Annotated in this window: 16 protein-coding genes; 4 read left to right on the top strand and 12 right to left on the bottom strand. The window is 70.9% G+C overall.

Features of this window, described 5'->3' with window-relative positions:
- The first annotated feature begins 361 nt into the window (after positions 1-361).
- Positions 362-724, top strand: a complete 363-nt coding sequence (locus MFF13_RS23560) for a c-type cytochrome (RefSeq protein WP_147751661.1) — start codon at positions 362-364, stop codon at positions 722-724.
- Between the two features lie 123 nt (positions 725-847).
- Here MFF13_RS23560 and MFF13_RS23555 read toward each other — a convergent pair whose 3' ends face one another.
- The 10 genes from MFF13_RS23555 to MFF13_RS23510 all read right to left on the bottom strand — a co-directional run bounded on the left by MFF13_RS23555 (position 848) and on the right by MFF13_RS23510 (position 13,993).
- Positions 848-1,291 carry a MarR family winged helix-turn-helix transcriptional regulator gene (locus MFF13_RS23555; protein WP_238273086.1) on the bottom strand — a complete coding sequence of 148 codons (444 nt, stop codon included), beginning with the start codon at positions 1,289-1,291 and terminating at the stop codon, positions 848-850.
- Positions 1,292-1,510: 219 nt separating this feature from the next.
- Entirely contained in the window at positions 1,511-2,653 is a 1,143-nt protein-coding gene (locus MFF13_RS23550; RefSeq protein ID WP_147828497.1) for a dimethylmenaquinone methyltransferase, read from the bottom strand.
- A gap of 76 nt (positions 2,654-2,729) precedes the next feature.
- Positions 2,730-3,875 carry an ABC transporter permease gene (locus MFF13_RS23545; protein ID WP_187275102.1) on the bottom strand — a complete coding sequence of 382 codons (1,146 nt, stop codon included), beginning with the start codon at positions 3,873-3,875 and terminating at the stop codon, positions 2,730-2,732.
- A complete protein-coding gene (locus MFF13_RS23540; protein WP_147828498.1) occupies positions 3,875-4,888 on the bottom strand; it encodes an ABC transporter permease in 1,014 nt (337 codons plus the stop codon). Before MFF13_RS23540 ends, MFF13_RS23545 begins: the two co-directional genes overlap by 1 nt.
- Positions 4,885-6,777, bottom strand: coding sequence for an ABC transporter substrate-binding protein (locus MFF13_RS23535; RefSeq protein WP_238273087.1), 1,893 nt, complete (start codon positions 6,775-6,777; stop codon positions 4,885-4,887). Before MFF13_RS23535 ends, MFF13_RS23540 begins: the two co-directional genes overlap by 4 nt.
- 26 nt (positions 6,778-6,803) lie before the next feature.
- Positions 6,804-7,712, bottom strand: coding sequence for a hypothetical protein (locus MFF13_RS23530; protein ID WP_238273085.1), 909 nt, complete (start codon positions 7,710-7,712; stop codon positions 6,804-6,806).
- Complete coding sequence (locus tag MFF13_RS23525; RefSeq protein ID WP_147828500.1) at positions 7,709-9,550, bottom strand: ABC transporter ATP-binding protein; 1,842 nt, start codon at positions 9,548-9,550, stop codon at positions 7,709-7,711. Before MFF13_RS23525 ends, MFF13_RS23530 begins: the two co-directional genes overlap by 4 nt.
- Positions 9,547-11,496, bottom strand: coding sequence for a glycosyltransferase (locus MFF13_RS23520; protein WP_147828501.1), 1,950 nt, complete (start codon positions 11,494-11,496; stop codon positions 9,547-9,549). The genes MFF13_RS23525 and MFF13_RS23520 overlap by 4 nt, the downstream gene beginning before the upstream one ends.
- Complete coding sequence (locus MFF13_RS23515) at positions 11,484-12,794, bottom strand: glycosyltransferase family 4 protein (protein ID WP_238273084.1); 1,311 nt, start codon at positions 12,792-12,794, stop codon at positions 11,484-11,486. Before MFF13_RS23515 ends, MFF13_RS23520 begins: the two co-directional genes overlap by 13 nt.
- Positions 12,791-13,993, bottom strand: coding sequence for a glycosyltransferase family protein (locus MFF13_RS23510; protein WP_147828503.1), 1,203 nt, complete (start codon positions 13,991-13,993; stop codon positions 12,791-12,793). The genes MFF13_RS23515 and MFF13_RS23510 overlap by 4 nt, the downstream gene beginning before the upstream one ends.
- Before the next feature lie 263 nt (positions 13,994-14,256).
- On the opposite strand from MFF13_RS23510, the gene MFF13_RS23505 reads away from it, so the two are divergent.
- Together MFF13_RS23505 and MFF13_RS23500 are read left to right on the top strand one after the other, a co-directional pair.
- Positions 14,257-17,055, top strand: coding sequence for an ABC transporter ATP-binding protein (locus MFF13_RS23505; RefSeq protein ID WP_238273083.1), 2,799 nt, complete (start codon positions 14,257-14,259; stop codon positions 17,053-17,055).
- Between the two features lie 151 nt (positions 17,056-17,206).
- Complete coding sequence (locus MFF13_RS23500; RefSeq protein WP_147828505.1) at positions 17,207-17,782, top strand: hypothetical protein; 576 nt, start codon at positions 17,207-17,209, stop codon at positions 17,780-17,782.
- A gap of 66 nt (positions 17,783-17,848) precedes the next feature.
- On the opposite strand, the gene MFF13_RS23495 is transcribed toward MFF13_RS23500, so the two are convergent.
- Positions 17,849-18,106: a hypothetical protein gene (locus MFF13_RS23495; protein ID WP_147828506.1), complete on the bottom strand. Its 258-nt coding sequence runs from the start codon at positions 18,104-18,106 to the stop codon at positions 17,849-17,851.
- Positions 18,107-18,330: 224 nt separating this feature from the next.
- Between MFF13_RS23495 and MFF13_RS23490 the strand changes: the two genes are divergently transcribed.
- Complete coding sequence (locus tag MFF13_RS23490; RefSeq protein WP_238273082.1) at positions 18,331-19,716, top strand: FAD-binding oxidoreductase; 1,386 nt, start codon at positions 18,331-18,333, stop codon at positions 19,714-19,716.
- Positions 19,717-19,721: 5 nt separating this feature from the next.
- On the opposite strand, the gene MFF13_RS23485 is transcribed toward MFF13_RS23490, so the two are convergent.
- Positions 19,722-20,179: beta-keto acid cleavage family enzyme (locus MFF13_RS23485; protein ID WP_238273081.1), on the bottom strand; the 458-nt coding region annotated here is incomplete at its 5' end.

Below are 20,179 nucleotides of genomic sequence, written 5' to 3'. Positions count from 1 at the left end.
GCGTCGTCGCGCGCCGCGACGCGATCGTGGCGGGCTCGGGGAAGCGGATGGACATGGCGTGAACCTCCGGGATTTTCGAAGTCCCCTAAGCGCCGCCGGCGATCCTTCAGCCTACGGTCAGGCGCGGGCGGTAAAGGTGTCGGGCGGCGACGCGGGGACCTGTTGGTGGGCAGTCTAGCCCAATATGGGCGAGCCCGCACCGCCGTCGATCGGCCGGCTGGAACGAGGTGGAGGATGCTGCAACGTTTGGTCGCAGCGCCCGAACGGCACGAGCCGCGTTTGCACCTTCGACCTGTTCCAATCGACAAAGCTCTGCCATAAGCCTGACGGCCATAACCGTCACAACGGAGGAAATACCCCGATGCGTCATGTCATCCTCGGCGCCGCCTTTGCCCTGCTCCTGCCGGTCGCCGCCCAGGCGGAAGGCGACGCGGCCGCAGGCGAGAAGGCGTTCGCCCCCTGCAAGTCCTGCCACAACTTCGAGAAGAACGGCGTCGGCCCCAACCTCAAGGGCATCGTCGGCGAGAAAGCCGGCGAGGGCCGCGACGGCTACGCGTTCTCTGCGGCGCTGAAGAACTCGGGCATCACCTGGGACGAGGCCAACCTTAAGGAGTGGCTCGCCGACCCGAAGAAGAAGGTCCCCGGCACCAAGATGGTCTTCCCGGGCATCAAGGACGAAAAGAAGGTCGACGACATCATCGCCTACCTGAAGTCCAAGACCTGATCTGAGGACCTGATCGCCCGGCGGTAAGCCTGAGGCAATCGACCACCCGGCCGGACAGGCTGAGGGCCGCCCCGCTCAAGCGGTGGCGGCCCTTTTCGTTTGCCCGGCATCAGACGACTTTGGTCAGGCGTCGGTGCCGTCGTGAAGGCCGGTGCGGAGGGTGACGAGGTGGTCGAGCAGGGCGCGACGCCCCTCGACGTCGAGGCCGGTCATGCCGCCGGCCTGGTCGGGGATGCAAGCCAGCGGCTCGCGCAAGGCCCGCCCGGCGTCGGTCAGGAAGATGCTCACCTGGCGCTCGTCCGCCCGGTCGCGGGCGCGGCGCACGCGACCCGACGCCTCGAGGCGCTTGAGCAGCGGCGTGAGGGTGCCGGAATCGAGGAAGAGGCGCGTGCCGATCTCCTTCACCGACAAGCCTTCTTCCTCCCAGAGCACGAGCAGCACGAGGTATTGCGGATAGGTGAGGTCGTGCTCGCCCAGCAGCGCACGGTAAGCGCGACCGAAGGCATGCGCGGCGGCGTAGACGGCGAAACAGAGTTGGTTGTCGAGGCGCTGCGAATCCGCAGGCACGTCCGGGACGACCGCGGACTTCCTCGGCGCCCGCCGCTGCGGTCCTTGCCGAACGGACATGAGCTTCTCGACTCCGGTTGACGACGCTGGCACGATCCCAGCAAAAATTCGGTGTGTCCTACGGACAGACTTCGAGCAAGATCTCAGCCAGGCAATATCCTAGCCATCGCGAAGCGATTGCACAATCGATCCGATCTACCTGCGACTTTTGGAGACGAACTACCCTTTCCAATCCTTCAACGCCGCGAAGGGGCTTGCCGAACGGTCAGGCGGCGGCGGGTTGAGGATCGGCTCGACTTGGGCGATCGCGTCGGCGAGGGAGAAGGCGGAGCCGGCGGGAAGCTTGCCGCCGGCGGCATCCTTGTGGCCGCCGCCGCGGAACTTGCGCGCCCCGTCGAGCGCGGTTTCGTCGTTGGAGCGGAATGACAGCGAGCCGGTGCGCTGAACGTTGCACACGCGCTTGGCGCCGCCGCGGTCCATGATCAGGTCCGAGACGCGCTGGAACGTGCCGGAATCGAGGCCGAACGAGATCAGGGTCCCATCCGAGAGCGGCCGGAATAGCACGTCCGAGCGCGCCAGGACGCGGGCGATCCGCATCCGAGTGGTCAGGGTGCGATCGTCCTCCGTTTCGCCTTCGAGGAGCTTGTCGAGCACCTGCCGGCGCAAGGCGGCGACGCGGGTCTCGATCTCGGCAGGGGGGAGGCCTTCGTCGATCAGCCCGGACACCGCGCGCAGCAAAGCCACGACGAAGCGGTCGTGCCAGGGATGTCCGACCGGCACGAGGTTGGCGACGTTGTCCCAGAACACCTCGTCGAGCATCAGCCCGCCGGCGAAGGTTGGGCGCTCTTTCTTCCACAGGTCGAGGGCGTCCACCGCTTCGACCAGGGCGGTCAGGTCCTCGCCCTCGCGCGCGGCGTAGAGGGCGCGGTTGGCATGCGCCATCTTGGTGGCGCAGCAGGTCTCGTCGATCAGCACGACCACGCCCGGGTCTTCGAGGTCGAAGCGCTTCGGCGAGGCCGTCTCGTCCACCGGCTCGACGCCGTGCTGGCGAAGCTGGTCGATCGAGGAAGCATGGTGGTCGAGGACGATCAGGCGGTGGCGAGCATCCTCGGCCCGCTTGCGGTTCATCGTGGCGAAGCTCTTCAGGAACTTCACCGCCACCGGTTCGAGCCCGAGATCGGTCATGATCAGCGTCTCGGAGGCGTCCGTCTTCGAGAGCCGCTTCAACTCCTCTTCGACTACCGGGCCGACGTCGGAATAGCGCGGAACGTGGACGACCCGCGCCACGTCGACATGGTTGCCGACGATCGCCACGGCGCCGTAGCCGTCGAGGTCGTGATGGGTGATCTGGGTGACGGTCACGGAACTGTCCTCGCGGGCGATCTCGCCGCCTTATGCGGCAGGGCGCGCCGCGGGGCGAGCCCCGCCCTCACACGCCTCAATGATACGGGTCGGCGGCGTCGCGAAGCCCGTCGCCCAGGAAGTTGAACGCCAGCACCGTGACCAGCACGGGCATCACCGGCAGCAGCAGCCAGGGGTAGAGCTGGACTGCCGCGAGGTTCTGGGCGTCGTTGAGGAGTACGCCCCAGCTCGTCACCGGCGGCCGCAGGCCCAGGCCGAGGAACGAGAGCGCGGTCTCGCCCAGGATCATCGTCGGGATCGACAGCGTCGCCGAGGCGATGAGGTGGCTCATGAAGTTCGGGATCAGGTGCCGGCCGATGACGCGGGCGGGTGAGGCACCCATCAGCTCGGCGGCCTGCACGAAGTCCTCCTCGCGCAAAGCCAGCAATTTTCCGCGCACCGCGCGCGCAAGGCCCGGCCAGTCGAGCAGCCCGAGGATGATGGTGATGCCGAAGAACACCCAGAGCGGGCTCCAGTTCGGCGGCAGCGCCGCCGACAGCGCGAGCCAGAGCGGCAACTCGGGCAGCGACCGCACCACCTCGATCAGCCGCTGCACCGCCGCGTCGACGAGGCCGCCGAAATACCCGGCGACGCCGCCGAACAGCAGCCCGAGGGCGAACGAGATCGCGACGCCGACAAGGCCGATCACCAGCGAAATCCGCGCGCCGTAGATCATGCGCGAGAGCAGGTCGCGGCCGAGGCGGTCGGTGCCCAACAGGTAGAGCGTCCCGCCCTCGGACGGGCAGACCAGATGCCAGTCGCCTCGGCCGAGCGCTGGGACGGCGTATGCGTCGCCGCGGCAGAGGAATCGCAGCGGCTGCGGCGCGGCGGTGTCGGTGACGTAGCCGCGCCGGAATGTCTCCATGTCCAGCTCGGCGCGGTAGGGATAGACGAAGGGCCCGACGAACCGGCCCTCGTGGAACAGGTGCAGGCCCTGCGGCGGCGCGAACAGGTAGTCGCCGTTGCGCTTGGCCTGCTCGTAGGGGGCCAGGAACTCGACGAATGGTACAGCTGCGTAGAACGCAAGCAACACGATCGCCGAGGCGACGGCGATGCGGTGGCCCAGGAACTTGCGGAAGATCAGCCGCCAGGCCGAGGCGTAGGCCGTGCCGGAATCGCGGCCGCCGCCGGCCTCTGGGTCGAACGGCGCCGGATCGACGAAGTGAGGCGCCATGGGCACCATCAGCGCGCCCCCATGCGGATGCGCGGATCGAGCCAGACGAGGACGAGGTCCGAGATCAGCATGCCGACAAGCGTCAGCAGCGCCACGAACATCAGGATGAAGCCGGCCATGAACTGGTCCTGGCTCTTCAGCGCGTCGAGCAGCAGCGGGCCGACCGTCGGCAGGCTTAGCACGAGCGAGACCAGCACCGAGCCGGAGACGAGGTGCGGCAGCAGGTTGCCGATGTCGGCCACGAACGGGTTCAGCGACATCCGGAACGGGTATTTCAGCAGCGCCCGCAACGGCGGCATCCCCTTGGCCCGCGCCGTCACCGTGTAGGGCTTGGCCAGCTCGTCGAGCAGGTTCGCCCGCATCCGCCGGATCATCGCCGCCGTGCCGCCGAGACCGATCACCAGCGTCGGCACGGCGAGGTGGGCTACTAGCGACTTGATCTTGGGCCAGTCCCAGGGCTTGCCCGTGAACGAGGCGTCGTAGAGGCCGCCGATCGACAGGCCGAACCAGATGTTGGCGTAGAACAGCAGGATCAGTGCCAGCAGGAACCCAGGCACCGCCAATCCCACATAGCCGAGCACGGTGACGATCGCGTCGCCCGCCGTATGGCGATGGGTTGCGGAGTAGATCGCGATCGGAATCGCCACCAGGTGGACGAAGACCAGAGCCGCGAGGTTGACCACCAGCGTCAGCCAAAGTGCGTCGCCGACCACCTCGGAGACGGGGCGATCGTACTCGAACGACCAGCCCCAATCGCCCTGGAGAAGCCCGGAAAAGCCCGCCGGCCCCGGCATCAGGCCGACCCAGATCAGGTATTGTTCGGTGACCGGGCGATCGAGGCCGTATTGCCGGATCAGCAACTCGGCCTTGGCGACCGAGGCCGCCTCACCCATGGAGCGCAGCTCCATGATCCGATTTGTCAGGAAGTCGCCCGGCGGCAGCTTGATGATCGCGAAGACCAGGGCGGAGATCACCAGCAGCGTCACCGCCATGGTGAGGACGCGGCGAAGGACGGCGATCATCGCAGCGATGCCTGGCGCTCTGTGGGGCGATCCCAGAACACCTCGTCGAGGCGCTGGACGCCGATCATCGCCGTCGGCTCGAACGAGTACAGCGCTTTGACTGGCAGGTTGGCGAGGTGCTCTGCCGCGACCACCGGCTGCAGCGCGCCGCCGACCGTGCCGATCACCCAGGTGTTCTCGGCGTGGTTCATCAGCATCTCGCGCCAGATCTCGGCCTGCTTGCCGACGTCGTCGGTGTCGCGCCACTGCCGGTCGAGGTCGATCAGGCGGTGGACGGCCTCGACGTCGCACGGCTCGCCGCTCGCCCCATGCGTCTCGGCGTGGAGGCTCCAGCGCGGCCAGGAATAGTGGTCGCTCTGCGCCGGGCTCAGCTCGGTCGGCGGCATGATCGCCGTCGGCACAGCGAGGTCGAGGCCCTGCGCCGCCACCATCACCGTCATCCCGGCGATCGACCGCCGGCGCAGGTTCGTCCGCTCCTGCGGCTTGACCACCAGCTTGATCCCGACCTCGCGCCAGAATTCGCCGATCAGCAGCAGCCCGTCGAGGACCATCGAGGCCTCGCCGTCGCTCTCGACCACAAGCTCGAGCAGCCGCCCGTCCGGCAGGAGGCGGATGCCGGAGGCGTCGCGCTTGTCGAGGCCGGCCGCATCGAGGAGCTTTTCCGCCGCCGCAGGGTCGTAGCCGGCATTCAGGGTGCGAAGCTCCGGGGAATACAGCTTGCTCGCCGGGATCGCCGTGTCGTTGCCCTCGGTGCCGAGGCCGAACAGCAGCGTGTTGTTGAGCGTTCGCCGGTCGATGGCGAGCGACAGGGCGTGCCGCCAGCGCACGTCGCGGTTGAGCGCGCGCCAGCCGGGATCGAGGGTCGTCAGGTTCGGATAGAGCGCGATCTCCGAGCCGCGCGCCATCGGCCACAGGTTGGTGCGGTAGCCGTGCGCCCGCTCGCCCTCCTTGAGGCTCGGGATGTCGGGCATCGTCAAGCCGCGAAACATCAAGTCGGCCTCGCCCGCATTGGTCTTGGCGACGAGCAGCCCGGTCGAAGCCACGTCCATGACGATGCGGTCGAGGTAGGGCAGCTGCGTGCCCGCGGTGTCGACGCGATGGTAATGCGGGTTGCGCTCGAACACGAAGCGCGTCGCCGGCGCGCGAGTCCGCGGGCGCCAGCCCTGCAGCGTCGGCGCATCGGGATTGTTGAGCTCGTAGTTGTCGTCCATCCGGTTGTGCAGCGCCGCCCAGCCGCGAAGCTTCTGAGACTTGGCCGCCGCCTCGGCCTTGTCGCGGCCGACGTATCGCGGGTGGACCATCTTGAGGTAATGCGCCGGACGGTAGATCAGAGGGTCGCGTGGTGCGGCCAGCGCCGGCAGGAAACGCGGGTTCGGCCGCTCCCAGACGTAGCGCACGGTCATCGGATCGACGATCTCGACCACGGGCGGACGGCCGTCGACCAGCAGGAAGTCGGGCGGCCCGCCCGGACTCAGGTCACGATCGTTCGCAACGTCCTCCCAGTAGTAGCGGAAGTCCTGGGTGGTGAAGGGTTCACCGTCGGACCAGCGGTGGCCCTTGCGCAGGGTGAAGGTGAACCGTCCGCCCTCGACCGCGACAGCGGCGAGCACGTCGGGCTGCAGTACGAGGTCGGCATCGTACCCGACGAGGCGGGTGTAGCCGTAGACCGAGAGGTAGCGAACGTCCCGCGCCTTCGCGATCAGCGTGCGGATCGTCCCGCCGCGCGTGCCGAGCTTCCGCCCGGCGGTGAGGGGATCGACGACCAGCGGGGTTTCGGGTGGCCCTGGCGCTGGGGTACCCGCGCGGGCGAAACGTGGGACGAGGAAGGCCACCGGGGCGACCGCGACGCCGACCAGAAACGCGCGGCGGGATAGGCCGCCATCCGACATGTGCACGTCGTGCCTGTCCCGATCGTTCACGCCGCCCTCCCGCTCGCGGTTGGCACCGGGGGATGCACCGACACGTAGGTGAGCCGCGCCGGCGAGTAGCCGGTCGCGCGGTGCAGGTCGTCGAAAGCGTGGGCGTGGGCGATGCCGGCGGCGGCTTCGCGGGCGAGCGGGTCGTCGATCGCCTGTTCGAAGCTGCGGCCGTTGCGCTGCCAGCGGATCGGTTCGGCTGCAGCGTGCCGAGACGCATCGCGAAGGGTCTCGATCATCGCGATGGTCGGGTGCGCCGGGCCGCCGTGGGCGTGGATGCGATGGCCGGCGGCGTCGTCGTCGAACAGCAGGCGATTGAGCCCTAAGCACCGAGCCTCGACCACGCGGCGCGCCTGCGAGACGTGGTCGTCGAAGAACGCGACCGTCTTCGCCGGATCGAGCCGCGACCAGTCTGCCGTCGACCAGTCGGCGGTGCTGTAATGCGCCCGCGGGTCGCGATAGTGCAGGTTCGACAGGTCCGGATCGTGGCAATGGATCGTCGCATCCGGGCAGGCCTGCCGGATTACCCAGGTCGTCAGCCCGCGGAACACGCCGGATTCGATCACCGTGGCCGGCGCTAGCGCCCGCATTGCGACATAGAGCTGGAGCGCGCCGTTGAAGCCGCTGCCGCCGCGCCGCTGGCGTACCGGCGCCGTCGGGATCAACGCCCAGAACTGTCGCGTCGCCGCGTGCACGTCGAGCGCGGTCGCGATCCCCGACGAGGCGAGGTCGCGCTCCAGACTTTCGGCTGCGAAGCGGAGGAGTAGCTCGACCTCGCGCGGCGAGGTCGGCCGGTGCGACCAGTCGGGGGCGGCGGGCACGAGGTCGTAGCCGAGCCGGTCGAAGAATGGCGCGAGCACCCGGCGGCGAAGGCGTTCCAGGGTGCGCGACGGGTGGGGCGCGCTCATGCGGCGCGCCGCGCGTCGGCCGCGCCTTGCCGGACGAAGTAGCCCGGCTCGATCTCGACCATGTGCCCGGCCTCGTCCGGCGCCAGCCGGTACGGTTCCGGCCAACGGACCGGGTCGGAATGGTCGCCGGTGATCGCAGAGAAATCGAGCGGGTGGTCGAGGCTCGGGTCGGGCACCGCGGCGAGCAGGGCGCGGGTGTAGGGGTGAACCGGGTTGCGGAACAGGGCGGCCTTCGGGGCCTGCCCCACGATCCGCCCACGGCACATCACCGCAATGGTATCCGCCATGTAGTCGATCACTGCGAGGTTGTGGGAGACGATGAGGTAGGACAGGCCGAGCGCGGCCTGCAAGTCTTTCAGCAGGTTCAGGATCTGCGCCTGCACCGAGACGTCCAGCGCCGAGACCGGCTCGTCGAGTACCAGCACCTTCGGATCGAGGGCGAGTGCGCGGGCGATGCCGATGCGCTGGCGCTGGCCGCCGGAGAAAGCGTGCGGATAGCGCCCGAGCGCGCCGGCCTCAAGGCCGACCATAGCCATCAGCGCCTCGGCCCGCGCCCGGCGCTCGCGGGTGCCGATTCCGTGGATCTCCATCGGCTCGGTCAGGATCTGGCGCACGGTCATGCGCGGATCGAGGGAGGCGTAGGGGTCCTGGAACACGAACTGCACGGCGCGGCGGTAGGCGAACAGGTCGGCGCCGGCCAGGGCGTGGATGTCACGCGGGCCGCTGCCGTCGTTAAACAGCACCCGGCCGGAATCGGGGGTGAGCGCACGCATCACCATCTTCGACACGGTGGTCTTGCCCGAGCCGGATTCGCCGACGAGGCCGAGCGTCGTGCCGGGGGCGAGGTCGAGCGACACGTCGGAGACCGCCCGCACCACCCGCGGCGGGCCGCCGAACCGCCCGGAGCGCAGGGTGAAGGTCTTGGAGACGCCGGCGACGCGCAGGATCGGGCTGTCGATCGCGACGGGCTTGCGCGCCGGCTGGATGACCGCCTTCGCCGGGCGGATCGGCGTCAGGCGCTCGCCCGGCGCCATGTCGAAGCGCGGTACGGCGTGGAGCAGCGCTTTGAGGTAGGCGTGGCCGGGCTTTCGCATCACCGTGTCGCGCGGGCCGGCCTCGACGAGGCGGCCGCGATACAGCACCGCCACGTCGTGGGCCACGTTGGCGACGACCCCGAGGTCGTGGGTGATCAGCAGGATCGCCATGCCGGTCTCGTCCTGTAGCCGGGTCAGCAGCGCGAGGATCTGGGCCTGGGTCGTCACGTCGAGCGCCGTCGTCGGCTCGTCGGCCACCAACAGGGCGGGCTTGAGGATCAGCGCCATCGCGATCATCGCTCGCTGGCGCAGGCCCCCCGAGAGCTCGAACGGGTAGGTGTGGAGCGCGCGCTCCGGGTCGGGGAAGCCGACGCGGGCGAAGGCATCCTTCGCCCGCGCGTCGGCTTCGGCGCGGCTGGCGTTCGCGTGGATGCGCAGCGCCTCACCGACCTGGTCGCCGATGGTATGGAGCGGCGACAGGCAGGTCATCGGCTCCTGGAAGATCATCGCGATGCCGGCTCCGCGGATCGCGCGCATCTCCGGTCCGTCTGGGGGAAGCGCGGCGATGTCAGTCGCGCCGCGGCCGGTGTCGAACAGGATGCGGCCGCCGCTGATCGTGGCCGCCCGCGGCAGGATGCGCAGGATCGCCTGCGCGGTCACCGACTTGCCCGAGCCGGATTCCCCGACCAGCGCCAGCGTCCGCCCGCGCGTCACGTCGAGAGAAAGGCCGTGCAGGGCGCGGAACGGCGCACCGTGGCCGCCGAAGTCGACCTGCAGGTTCTGGATGGACAGGAGCGGGCTCAAGCGATCCTCGCGGGCACGTCGGCGCAGCGAGTCCAGCACGCCGGCGTCACCCCGTCCACCGCCGACGCCTGGAACAGTTGCCGTGGGTCGCGGATTGCCACCGCCGGGTGCCGGGCCAGGAGTGCGAGCAGCGCATCGAGGAAGTCCCAGATCGTTGCGTCGTGGGCCAGATGATGGGTGAGCAGACCGATCGGGCCGCTGGCTTCCTCCGTGATCGCCCTACACAAGGTATCGACCAGCCGCTCTGGATCGACGAGCGAGCGCGTGCCGCGCCAGTCGATCGGATCGAGCATTACGTCGGCGCGCACGAGGCCGGGTACCGCCGCCGCTGGTACGGACGACAGGCCGCGATAACCGAGCGCTGGCAGAGCGGCGGCGAGGTCGGGCGCGAAGCGGTTCCACGGTGGCACGAACACCGGCAGGAGCCGATCCGCCGGAAGCCGTGCGCGGGCTAAGCGCAGCCCCTCCGCGGCGTCGGCGACGGCGCACAGCAGGGTCCGGTCGGCGCCGAATTCAGACGGTTTGCCGCCGGGCGCCGCATGGTTCGCATGCGCGAGGCCGTGCACCGCGAGGCTGACCCTCCCACAATCGGAGAGCCGCGCGCCGAGGGACGGCGCGACGCCTGCCGGGATCGCCGCGATGAGGAGCGGTGCTGCAACCGATTCGGCGAGTGCAAGCAGCCGGTCGAGCGCCGGGGTCGCGGCGACAGCGTCGTCGTCGCGCCACCAGATCGAAACCGCGCGGCCGTTCTCACCCGCGTCGTCGAGGACGGCGCGCAGGCGGTCGAAAGGGCTCCTGTTTGCCCATTCGGTCCCACCGCGCGCCGCGAAGATCGATTCTACGATCGCAACGGTCCGCTTCGCTCCGCCGAGATCGATGCTGTGCGCGTCAGGCGCCGGCTCCGCACTGGCCGCCTCCACCGCCTTGATGAGGGCGGACGCGGAGAGCGCGCTCTCGGGCACGACTCGGGCAATGGCGCGGGCGGCAAGATGCTCGGCACGCAGGCTCTGCTCGGTCTCGGCACCGGCCGCGAACGGCACCAGCACGGAGGGCGTCCGGGTGGCGAGGAGGTCCACGGCGGTGTTGTAGCCGCAGGCGCTCACCGACACAGCCGCCCGCGCCAGCAGCGGCCGGTAATTTGGCACCGCCCGCGTCAGCACCCCGTCTGCGAGCTCCGCCCCCAGGGCGTCGAACGCGGCCTGCGCGATGCCGTTGCCGGCGAGGATGCGCCAGCCGAGGTCCGGGCGCTGCCGTGCGGCGTCGGCCGCTGCGCGGCAGAGGTCGCGCCCGGCCGCGCTCGATCCGGCCGAGACCAGGATGCCCGAGCGGGTCGCGCCCGCCTCGACCGGCTCGGACGCCTCGTTGACGTAGCCGGTGTAGCGCAGCTTCGGCCGCAGCCCCGCGTCTACCGGCCAGGAGGCGTCGAGGGGGAGGAGGGCGGGATCGCCATGCACCAACACCGCGTCGTACAGCGCGGCGATCCGCGCGTGGGCGATGCGGACCTTCTCGGGCTTGGCCGGCGCGACGAGCACGTCGCGGATCGAGGCGAGGATAAGTGGGCGCGGGCGCCGCGCCGCGGCGGCCTCGACGAGGTCGAGGTATTCGGCGGCAAGCGCCCGGCGACCGAAGGGGAATAGCTCGGTGACGACCACGTCGGGCGCGGCCTCGTCCAGCGCTTGCCGGAGCCGTGCCCGGCGCGCTGCAAGCAGGTCGGCACCCGCTTCCTGCCCGTCCGGGCCGAGGAGTTTTGTAAAGGCGGTGCCGTTGACGTGCAGCGGCGGCAGTTGGACGTGGCGAAGGCCGTCGAGCCGCACTATCGGCGCCGGGTCGCCGCCCGACGCCAGCGTCACCGCATGGCCGGCGGCGGCGAAGGCGCGCCCGATTGCGGCGGCTCGCGTCAGGTGCCCGGCGCCGAGGAGGTGCGTGACGGCGATCAGCACCCGCATGCGCAGGCCCCCGTCGCCGGCGAACTCTCAGGCGCCGCGCGCCGCGGCAGTTCGATCCCGGCCGAGGCGGCGAGCCGCCCGGCGATCAGGTTGATGCCCGCGTCGAGGGAGAAATCCTGCAGCAGGCGCGTATGGGCGGCGTCCGCGAGGCGCCGCCGCTGGGCCGGATCGCCGGCCAATGCGAGAATCGCCGCCGACAGCGCCGCCGGATCGCCGGGCGGGACCAGGCATCCTTCGACCCCGTCGTTGATGAACTCCGGCGTCCCGGCGAAGGCCGTGGCGAGGATTGGCAGCCCCTGCGATGCGGCCTCCATCAGCACGTTCGGCAGGCCGTCGCGGTCGCCGGAGGGCGCAGGCTTGGTCGGCAGCACGAACAGGTCGGCCGCCCGCATCGCCGCAACGACCGCCGGCTGGGCCAGCGCACCGTGGAAGGTGATGCGAGATGCGAGCCCACGTTCGGTGACGCGAGCCTTCAGAGCGTCCCGCAACTCGCCGCCGCCGACGAGGTCGAGGCGCCAGTTCAAGGTCGGCGGCAGGCTCGCCAGCGCCTCGATCAGGTCGTCGTGCCCTTTTTTGGGGACGAGGCGGCCGACACAGAGCAGGCGGATCGGGTCGCCGGCATCCGTGCCGTCCCGCGGCGGGCGGGCAGCCGGCTCGGGAAACCGCGCGAGGTCGAGGCCGTGATAGGCGAGCGCGACGTGGCCGGGTTCCGGGTCAACGCGTCCGGACACCGCCCGCAGGCGCCCGAGCCCGTCGCGGGTGCAGGTCACCCCCCAGGCCGCGTCGGCGAGCTTGTCGGCGAGTTCCCGGTCAGGCGTCGTCCAGATGTCCTTGGCGTGGGCCGAGAAGCTCCAGCTTCGCCCGGTCAGCAGCGCGGCGTAGCAGGCGACGCTGGCCGGCGTGTGCAGGAAGTGCGCGTGCAGGTGATTGACCGCGTCGGGCAGCTCCCGGGCCAGCACCAGGGCCTGCCCGAGGCGGCGCACGCGCGAGGCGGTCGGATCGCGCAGCAGATCCCCCGTGAATTGTCGGACCAGGGCGCCGAAGCGCCGGCGCCGAAGGCCCGAGGCCAGCGCCCGCAGCACCCGCAGCGGCGCCTCGTGCAGGTATTCGGGCAGGTAGGAGACCGGCGCCGCGATCGCGCCGTGCATCGGATGGCGGCTCGCGTCGGTCGGGCGGCGCAGCGACCAGATCGCCAGCGTGAGGCCGCGCCCTTCGAGCGCCAGGATCTCCTGGGCGATGAAGGTCTCCGACAGCCGCGGATAGCCCTTCAGCACGATCGCGATGCGGGCTTCGCTCACGCCCGGTCCCCGAGCGCGAGAGCCGGGGCGGCGGCGTTCAGCGCGCGGACGCGCTCGGCGATCCGGTCGAGGCCGCCGAGCAGGTCCGGGATGTTCGCGCGCGAGGGACGCGCCTGGTCGGGGAGGGCGCGGAGCGCAGCCGCCATGCGCGCAGGATCGCGCCCGTCCGCCTCCAGCACGGTGCGGGCGAGACCGAGGCTCTCGGCGGCCGTCGCGCGAATTTCCTGCTCCCGACGTGGGGTCGTGCGCGGCACCAGCACCGCGCGCTTGTCGAAGGATAGGATCTCGCAGAACGTGTTGTAGCCGCCCATGGCTACTACGCCGCTGGCTTTCTCCATCAACAACTCTATCTCGCTGTCGAAGGTGATCGCCGAGACGTTCCGTCCGATCCGCGCGATCCGCGCGAGGAACGCCGCACGGCTCTCCGGCGCCAGGAAGGGGCCGAAGGCGACCAGCGCCGGCAGCGGGATGCCGGGGTCGGCCTCGTAGGCCGAGATCACCCAGTCGATCAGCCCGTCGCCGTCGCCGCCGCCGCCGGCGGTGACCAGGATGAACGGCTCGGCCGCGACGCCGGGCTCGGCCCGGTCGGGACGGGGCGGGGGCGCAGCGCGGCGGAGGTAGCCGGTATAGGTCGTGCGGTCGGCGAAGTCGGCGCCGACGGGGAGCGCGGCCAGCGGCCGGTGGATGCGCGACAGCCCGTAGACCCAGATCTCGTCGTAGAAGCTGCGGACCGCCTCGGAGGACCCCTTGCGCTCCCATTCCGGCGCGAGCAGCTCGGGCGCGTCGAGGACGTCGCGCAGGCCCAGCACCACGCGGCAGTCGCGGGCGCGCAGATGCTCCAGCGTCGCCAGCATCTCGCCGTGGAAGCCCGTCGGCTCCTTGTCGACGATCAGCAGGTCCGGCCGGAAGTCCCGCGCGGTGCGCAGGACGATGTCGGCGCGCCGGGCCACCGTCTCCGGCAGCGGCACCTGCGGGTCGAGGCCGGCATAGCTGCCGTCGGGCCGCTTGGTCACGCCCGGCACCCGCACCGCGGAGACGCCGCGGGCGAAGGCGAACCGATCCACCACCGCGGAGCCGGAGACGATCACCGCCTCGACCTCGCCGGTGCCGGCGAGCGCGTTCGCGATCGTGCGCGAGCGGCGCAGGTGCCCGAGCCCGAAGGTGTCGTGGCTATAGATCAGGACGCGGCTCGCGCGCATCACGGTCTCATCCTCGAACGCCCCCTTGCCGCATCGCGATCCGCCTCTCGGCCGCGCCGCCGCACTCGCAGCGTCGCAGCCGGCCTGCGGTCGCACAAGCCGGGCCGCCGTGACAATGCCCGCGGGAGGACGGCCGTGACGGTCGGCGGCACCTGTGAGCTGTCGCACGCCCGCACTTCGCCTTTCCGTCGCAGGGTGACATGCGTGTGACGCGCGGGCCTACGAGGCTGTATGGGGAGCGTGGCGAAGGCCGGGGAGGGGTGATGCGCGATCTGGAGCCGACGCTCTTCGGCTATATCTGGCGGCATTCGCGGCGCGACCAGCTCGCGATCTGCGCCGTCGTGCTCGCGTCGCTGCCGTTCTACTTCGCCTCGCTCGACCTGCCCAAGCGCATCGTCAACGACGCCATCTCCGGCAAGGCGTTCAAGAACGGGCACGACACGGTCGACTTCCTCGACCTGATCATCCACTGGCCCGGCTGGCTCGGCGGCGACGAGGACGTGCTGTTCTCCGGCTTCCAGGTCGACCGCACCGGGTTGCTGTTCGGGCTGTCCGGGCTGTTCCTGACGCTCGTGCTGATCAACGGCGCGTTCAAATTCTGGATCAACCTGAGCAAGGGCGTCCTCGGCGAGCGCATGCTGCGGCGCCTGCGCTTCGAGCTGTTCTCGCTGATGCTCCGCTTCACGCCGGAGACCACCCGCGAGGTGAAGTCGTCGGAGACCGCGACCATCATCCGCGACGAAGTCGAGCCGATCGGCGCCTTCATCGGCGACGCGCTGGTGGTGCCGTGCTTCCTTGGGACCCAGGCGGCGACGGCGCTGATTTTCATCCTGATGCAGAATTTGTGGCTCGGCCTCGTCGCCGGGTCGATCGTGATGGTGCAGATCATCGTGATCCCGCGCCTGCGCCGCGAGATCATCCGACTAAGCCGGCGGCGGCAGATCGCGTCGCGCAGCTTCGCCGGCCGGGTCGGCGAGGTGCTGGACGGGCTCGAGGCGGTCACCGTCAACGACACCGGCCGCTGGGAGCGCGCCGAGATCGGCGGGCGATTGTTCAGCCTCTACGATTTGCGATTGCGCATCTATCGACGCAAGTTTCTCGTCAAGTACCTGAACAACCTTCTCGCACAGATCACGCCATTCCTGTTCTACGCGATCGGCGGCTTGTTCGCGCTGCGCGGCCAGCTCGACATCGGCCAGCTCGTGGCGGTGCTGGCCGCCTACCGAGACCTGCCGCCGCCGCTGAAGGAGCTGATCGACTGGGACCAGCAGCGCCTCGACGTCGAGGTGAAGTACGAGACGGTCGCCGCCCACTTCGCGCCGCACCGGCTGCGGCCGTCCGAGCCCGAGGGCGAGGACCTGGTTCGGCCGCTCGGCGGCCCGCTCGAGCTCGACGGCGTCAGCCTCAAGGATCCCCTCGGCGGCCCCGCGCTCGAACTCGGCGGCGTCAGCCTCGCGATGCCGGTGCAGGCGGCGATCCTGGCGCCGGCAGGCGGCCTCGGCCACGTCGTCGCACGCCTGGTCGCCGGGCTGCAGGTGCCGCAGGGCGGGACGGTGCGGGTCGGCGGCGTGGACGTCGCCACCCTGCCGCAGGCCCGGCGCGCCCGCGCGATCGCCTATGCCGGGCCGGAGCCGGTGCTGTTCCCCGGCACGATCCGCGACAACCTCGCCTACGGCCTGCGCCGGCGCCCGGTGATCCGCGACGACGCGGCCAGCCCCGAGCGCGCGCGGCGCCGCCGCGCCGAGGCCCGGCGCACGGGAAACCCGATCGAGGACGCGGGCGATCCGTGGATCGACTACGCCGCCCTCGGCGTCGCGGACGCCGCCGCCCTCGACGCCCGCATGCTCGACCTGCTGAACCGCCTCGGCATGGGCGACGACCTCTACCGCTTCGGCCTTGGCGCCTACAGCCTCGTGCGCCACGATTCCGACCCGGGGCGCCGGGTCGTCGCCGCGCGCCGGAACCTGCAGCAGCACTTCGCCGCCGCGGGCATGGGCGACCTCCTGATCCCCTTCGATCCGCGGCGCTACAACGAGCAGGCGACGATCGCCGAGAACCTCCTGTTCGGCGTCCCCACCGTGCCGGCGCTGACCGGGCGCGACCTCGCCGCCGAGCCGCGCTTCCGCGCCGCGCTGGACAAGCTGTTCCTGCTCGACGACCTCGCCCGGATGGGCGTGGCGATCGCCCGCAACCTCGTCGAGATCTTCCGCGACGTGCCTCCGGGCCATCCGCTGTTCCGACGGTTCTCGCTGATCGCGCCGGACGAGCTGCCGGTCTTCGAGCAGCGGCTCTCGGTGTTGGACGCCGACGAGACGCCCCCGGCCGCCGACAACGAGGCGTTCCTCGCCCTGGCGCTGGCCTACGTCGAGCCGCGCCAGCGCCTCGGCCTCCTCGACGGGCCCTATGAGGCCCGCCTCGTGGCGGCGCGCTACGCGATCCGCGAGGCCCTGCGGCGGGAGGACGGCGAAGAGGACGGCGAAGAGGACGTGGAGCCCTACGATCCCGAGCGGATCAACCGGCACAGCTCGGTGCTCGACGCGCTGCTCTTCGGCCGGATCAACACCGCGCGCATGCACGGCGAGGCCGAGATCCAGCGCCAGGTCCGCCTCGTCGTGAAGGAGTTCGACCTCGAACGCGGCATCCGCCTGCGCGGGCTGGAGTTCAACGTGGGCAACCGCGGCCGCCTGCTCACGCCGCGCCAGCAGGCCATCGTGGATCTCGCCCGCGCGATCCTGCGGCGCCCGGAGATCCTCGTCGTTGACGGCACGATTCCGCATCTGGACGGCGGCGCCGACGCCCTGATGACGGCCGTGACCAGCGGCGGCCCGCGGATCAGCCTCCTGGCTGTCGCCGCGACCGACGCCGAGGCGGCGCCGTTCCCGGTGCGGCTGCGTTTCGACAAGACCGGCGCCGTGACCGTCGACGCAGAGCGGAAGCCGGAGACCCCGGCACCGGAAAACGCGACACCCGAAAACTTGGAACCGGAGACCCCGGCACCGGAGACCTCGGCACCGGAAAACGCGACACCCGAAGTCTTGGAGCCGGCGGCACGCACGGCCTGATGCGGGCGACGAAACCCGTCTTGTCCGCTCAAGATGGCGGTATCGGAAACCGATTTCTCACCTTCGCCTCGACAAGATGCGGAAGAACCGTCATGGAATACGGTACGCGCTCGCGCGTTCCTGCCCCAAATCGAAGAGAATCATACGCCGCATGTTGCGCAGCCGTGTGCGACGGTCCTTTACCGTCGAGGTCAAGTCGAAGAACCGCCATACCCCGTCCTGGCCGGAAGACCCCACCCCGTCGCCCGTGAACTGGGCCGCGCTGGATCCGGCGCCCGAGACCCCGTCGCCCTTCGACGCGTTCTGGCCCGACGAGGCCGCCGCCCCGGCGCCCGCGGCGCCGGCGGAGAAGCCGCGGCGCATCCTGCCGAGCCTGATCGTGGCCGAGCCGGAGCCGGAGCCCGAGACGGTCGAGCCGGCCTCCGCGCGCGAGCCTCGACTGCCGCGGGTCCGGCGGGTGAAGCCGCCGCAGGCGCGCCCCGAGGGATCGCACGCCGAGGCTGCGCGGCCCGAGCTGGCGCGGCCCGCGGCGATCTGGTCGTTCGCCGACATCGCCGACGCCGCCTCCGAGCCAGCCGTCGCCGCGATCCCGCCGGTCCAGGCTCGCCCGACGCCGGTCGCCCCGGCGCCCACGGCGTCGCGCAAGGTCGTGACGCCCCGCACGGCCAAGCCCGCGCTCGCACCGGGCGAACGTTGGAAGCGGCGCCTGCCGCGCTCCTGCCGCTAGGACGGTCTGCACCGCGGGGGAGGCCGCCTCGCGGCCCGTGATCCAAGGATCATGGGCGCTTCTCCGTCAGGCCGCCCGGCGCACGGCGTAGCGATAGCGGCGGCCATCCGCGTCGAGCAGTTCGCTGTCCGAGGTCTCGCGCCAGACCACGTCGTCGTCCGGGCGCGCCGCATCGGTCAGCTCGGTGCCGCGCACGATGCTGAGGGCGAGGCCGGCGCCGTAATTGGTCGCGGCGGCCTCCGCGATGGCCGAGCCGATGTCGGCCTCGTCCGGCAGGCAGGCGAACAGGACGCCGTCGGCGATGGCGAGCGTATAGGTTCCCATGGCGCGCTCCGCGGTTTTCGAAGCGCCGGACCGTATGACCTGGGTTTCCCCGCGGAAGCCCGGCCGGTGGGATGCTGCAATGCGGTAGGCGACGGTCCAGGGCGCCGACGGGGCCGCTCCCCCGAGCGCAGGTGCGCGATGTCACGCGCCGGCCGGCTTCGGCCTCTGACGCGATCGTGTAGACATCACGAACCTTTCCCCGCCGCCGAACCCGCCGCACACCCATGACGGACCCGTTTCTCGATCGGCTCGCCGACCTCCTCGGCCCCGGAGGCCTCGTCGTCGGCGACGAGTTGGCGAGCCGGCCCGCGAGCTGGACCCGCGCCGCGGAGCCCTGCGCCGCGGCGGCGCTCGTGCGGCCCCGCAGCACCGAAGAGGTCTCGGCGGTGCTGGCGGCCTGCCACGCGGCGGGGCGCGTCGTCGTCCCGCGGGGCGGCGCCACGGGCCTCGTCGACGGCATCCTCTGCGCACCCGGCGACATCGCCCTGTCGCTGGAGCGCATGACCGGGATCGAAGCGCTCGATCCCCTGGCGATGACGATGGTGGTCCGCGCCGGCACCACCCTCGAGGCGGTGCAGGCGGCAGCGGAAGCCGCAGACCTGTTCTTCCCCCTCGACCTCGGCGCCCGCGGCTCGGCGACGGTCGGCGGCACGATCAGCACCAATGCCGGCGGCCTGCGGGTGCTGCGCTACGGCATGATGCGCGAGATGGTGCTCGGCCTCGAAGCGGTGCTCGCCGACGGCACCGTGGTGTCGTCGATGCGGCCGCTGATCAAGAACAACACCGGGCTCGATCTCAAGCAGCTCTTCGTCGGCACGGAAGGGACGCTCGGCGTGGTCACCCGCGCGGTGCTGCGCCTGCGCCCGGCGCCGGCCGGCTACGCCACCGCCGTCGTCGCCTGCGCCGACGTCGACGCCGCCGCCGCCATCCTTTCCCGCGCGCAACGGGCGTTCCAGGGCCGGGTCTCGTCCTTCGAGGGGATGTGGCCGGACTTCTACCGCGCGATGACCGCGCCCGGCCGCTTCGCCCCGCCGCTGCACCGGGAGCACCCGTACTACGCGCTGATCGAGGTCGAGTGCGTGCCCGAGGAGGAGCCGCGCTTCCTGAGCCTGCTCGAAACCCTGATGACGGAGGAGATCGTGCGCGACGCCGTGATCTCGGCCTCCGAGGAGCAGCGCCGCGCGCTCTGGCGCATCCGCGACCGGGTCGAGCTGCTGGGGGAGGCCGGGCTGGCCCGTCCGTTCGACGTCAGCGTGCCGTTCTCGGCCATGGCCGGCTACGTCGCCGAGGCGAGCGCCCGGATCGCCGCGATCCACCCGGATGCGGGCAGCGTCGCCTACGGCCATGTCGGCGACAACAACATCCATTGGAACACCGCGCAGCTGCCCGACCCCGCCCTCGAAGCGCAGGTGGAGGCGGCGATCTACGAGCCGCTCGCCGCGCTCCAAGGGTCGGTCTCGGCCGAGCACGGCATCGGCCTGGAGAAGCGCGGCAAGCTCGGGCTGTCGCGCTCCGCGGCCGAGATCGCGACGATGCGGGCGGTGAAGCGCGCGCTCGATCCCAAGGGCATCCTCAATCCGGGCAAGATCTTTTCGCATCCCGTGGACTGATCCGGCTAAAACCCGACGCGGTCGCCGCCCTTGAGGGACAACATCGCGCGGGCGTCGTCCGGCGTCGCGACCTCGAGGCCCAGCCCTTCGATGATGCGGCGGACCTGGGCGACCTGCTCGGCGTTCGATTGCGCCAGCCGCCCCGGGCCGCCCCACAGGCTGTCCTCCAGCCCGACGCGGACGTTGCCGCCCATCGCCGCCGCCATCGCGGCGATGTTCATCTGGTTGCGCCCGGCACCGAGCACCGACCAGCGGTACTGGTCGCCGAACAGCCGGTCGGCGGTGCGCTTCATGTGCATCACGTCGTCCGGGTGCGAGCCGATGCCGCCCTGCAGCCCGAACACCGTCTGGATGAACAGCGGCGCCTTCACCAGCCCGCGGTCGAAGAAGTACTTCAGATTGTAGAGGTGGGCGGTGTCGTAGCACTCGAACTCGAACCGGGTGTCGTTGCCGGCGCAGGTGG

The organism is Methylobacterium cerastii (genome assembly GCF_022179125.1).
In the GTDB taxonomy this organism is placed as follows: domain Bacteria; phylum Pseudomonadota; class Alphaproteobacteria; order Rhizobiales; family Beijerinckiaceae; genus Methylobacterium; species Methylobacterium cerastii.
Note: the sequence above shows the minus strand (reverse complement) of the source record. Positions and strands in the feature narration are given on the sequence as shown.

Coding starts and splice junctions, on each gene's coding strand:
- MFF13_RS23560 (WP_147751661.1), top strand. CDS start 362: ATGCGTCATGTCATCCTCGGCGCCGCCTTTGCCCTGCTCCTGCCGGTC.
- MFF13_RS23545 (WP_187275102.1), bottom strand. CDS start 3,875: ATGGTGCCCATGGCGCCTCACTTCGTCGATCCGGCGCCGTTCGACCCA.
- MFF13_RS23540 (WP_147828498.1), bottom strand. CDS start 4,888: ATGATCGCCGTCCTTCGCCGCGTCCTCACCATGGCGGTGACGCTGCTG.
- MFF13_RS23535 (WP_238273087.1), bottom strand. CDS start 6,777: ATGTCGGATGGCGGCCTATCCCGCCGCGCGTTTCTGGTCGGCGTCGCG.
- MFF13_RS23530 (WP_238273085.1), bottom strand. CDS start 7,712: ATGAGCGCGCCCCACCCGTCGCGCACCCTGGAACGCCTTCGCCGCCGG.
- MFF13_RS23520 (WP_147828501.1), bottom strand. CDS start 11,496: ATGCGGGTGCTGATCGCCGTCACGCACCTCCTCGGCGCCGGGCACCTG.
- MFF13_RS23510 (WP_147828503.1), bottom strand. CDS start 13,993: ATGCGCGCGAGCCGCGTCCTGATCTATAGCCACGACACCTTCGGGCTC.
- MFF13_RS23505 (WP_238273083.1), top strand. CDS start 14,257: ATGCGCGATCTGGAGCCGACGCTCTTCGGCTATATCTGGCGGCATTCG.
- MFF13_RS23500 (WP_147828505.1), top strand. CDS start 17,207: ATGTTGCGCAGCCGTGTGCGACGGTCCTTTACCGTCGAGGTCAAGTCG.
- MFF13_RS23495 (WP_147828506.1), bottom strand. CDS start 18,106: ATGGGAACCTATACGCTCGCCATCGCCGACGGCGTCCTGTTCGCCTGC.
- MFF13_RS23490 (WP_238273082.1), top strand. CDS start 18,331: ATGACGGACCCGTTTCTCGATCGGCTCGCCGACCTCCTCGGCCCCGGA.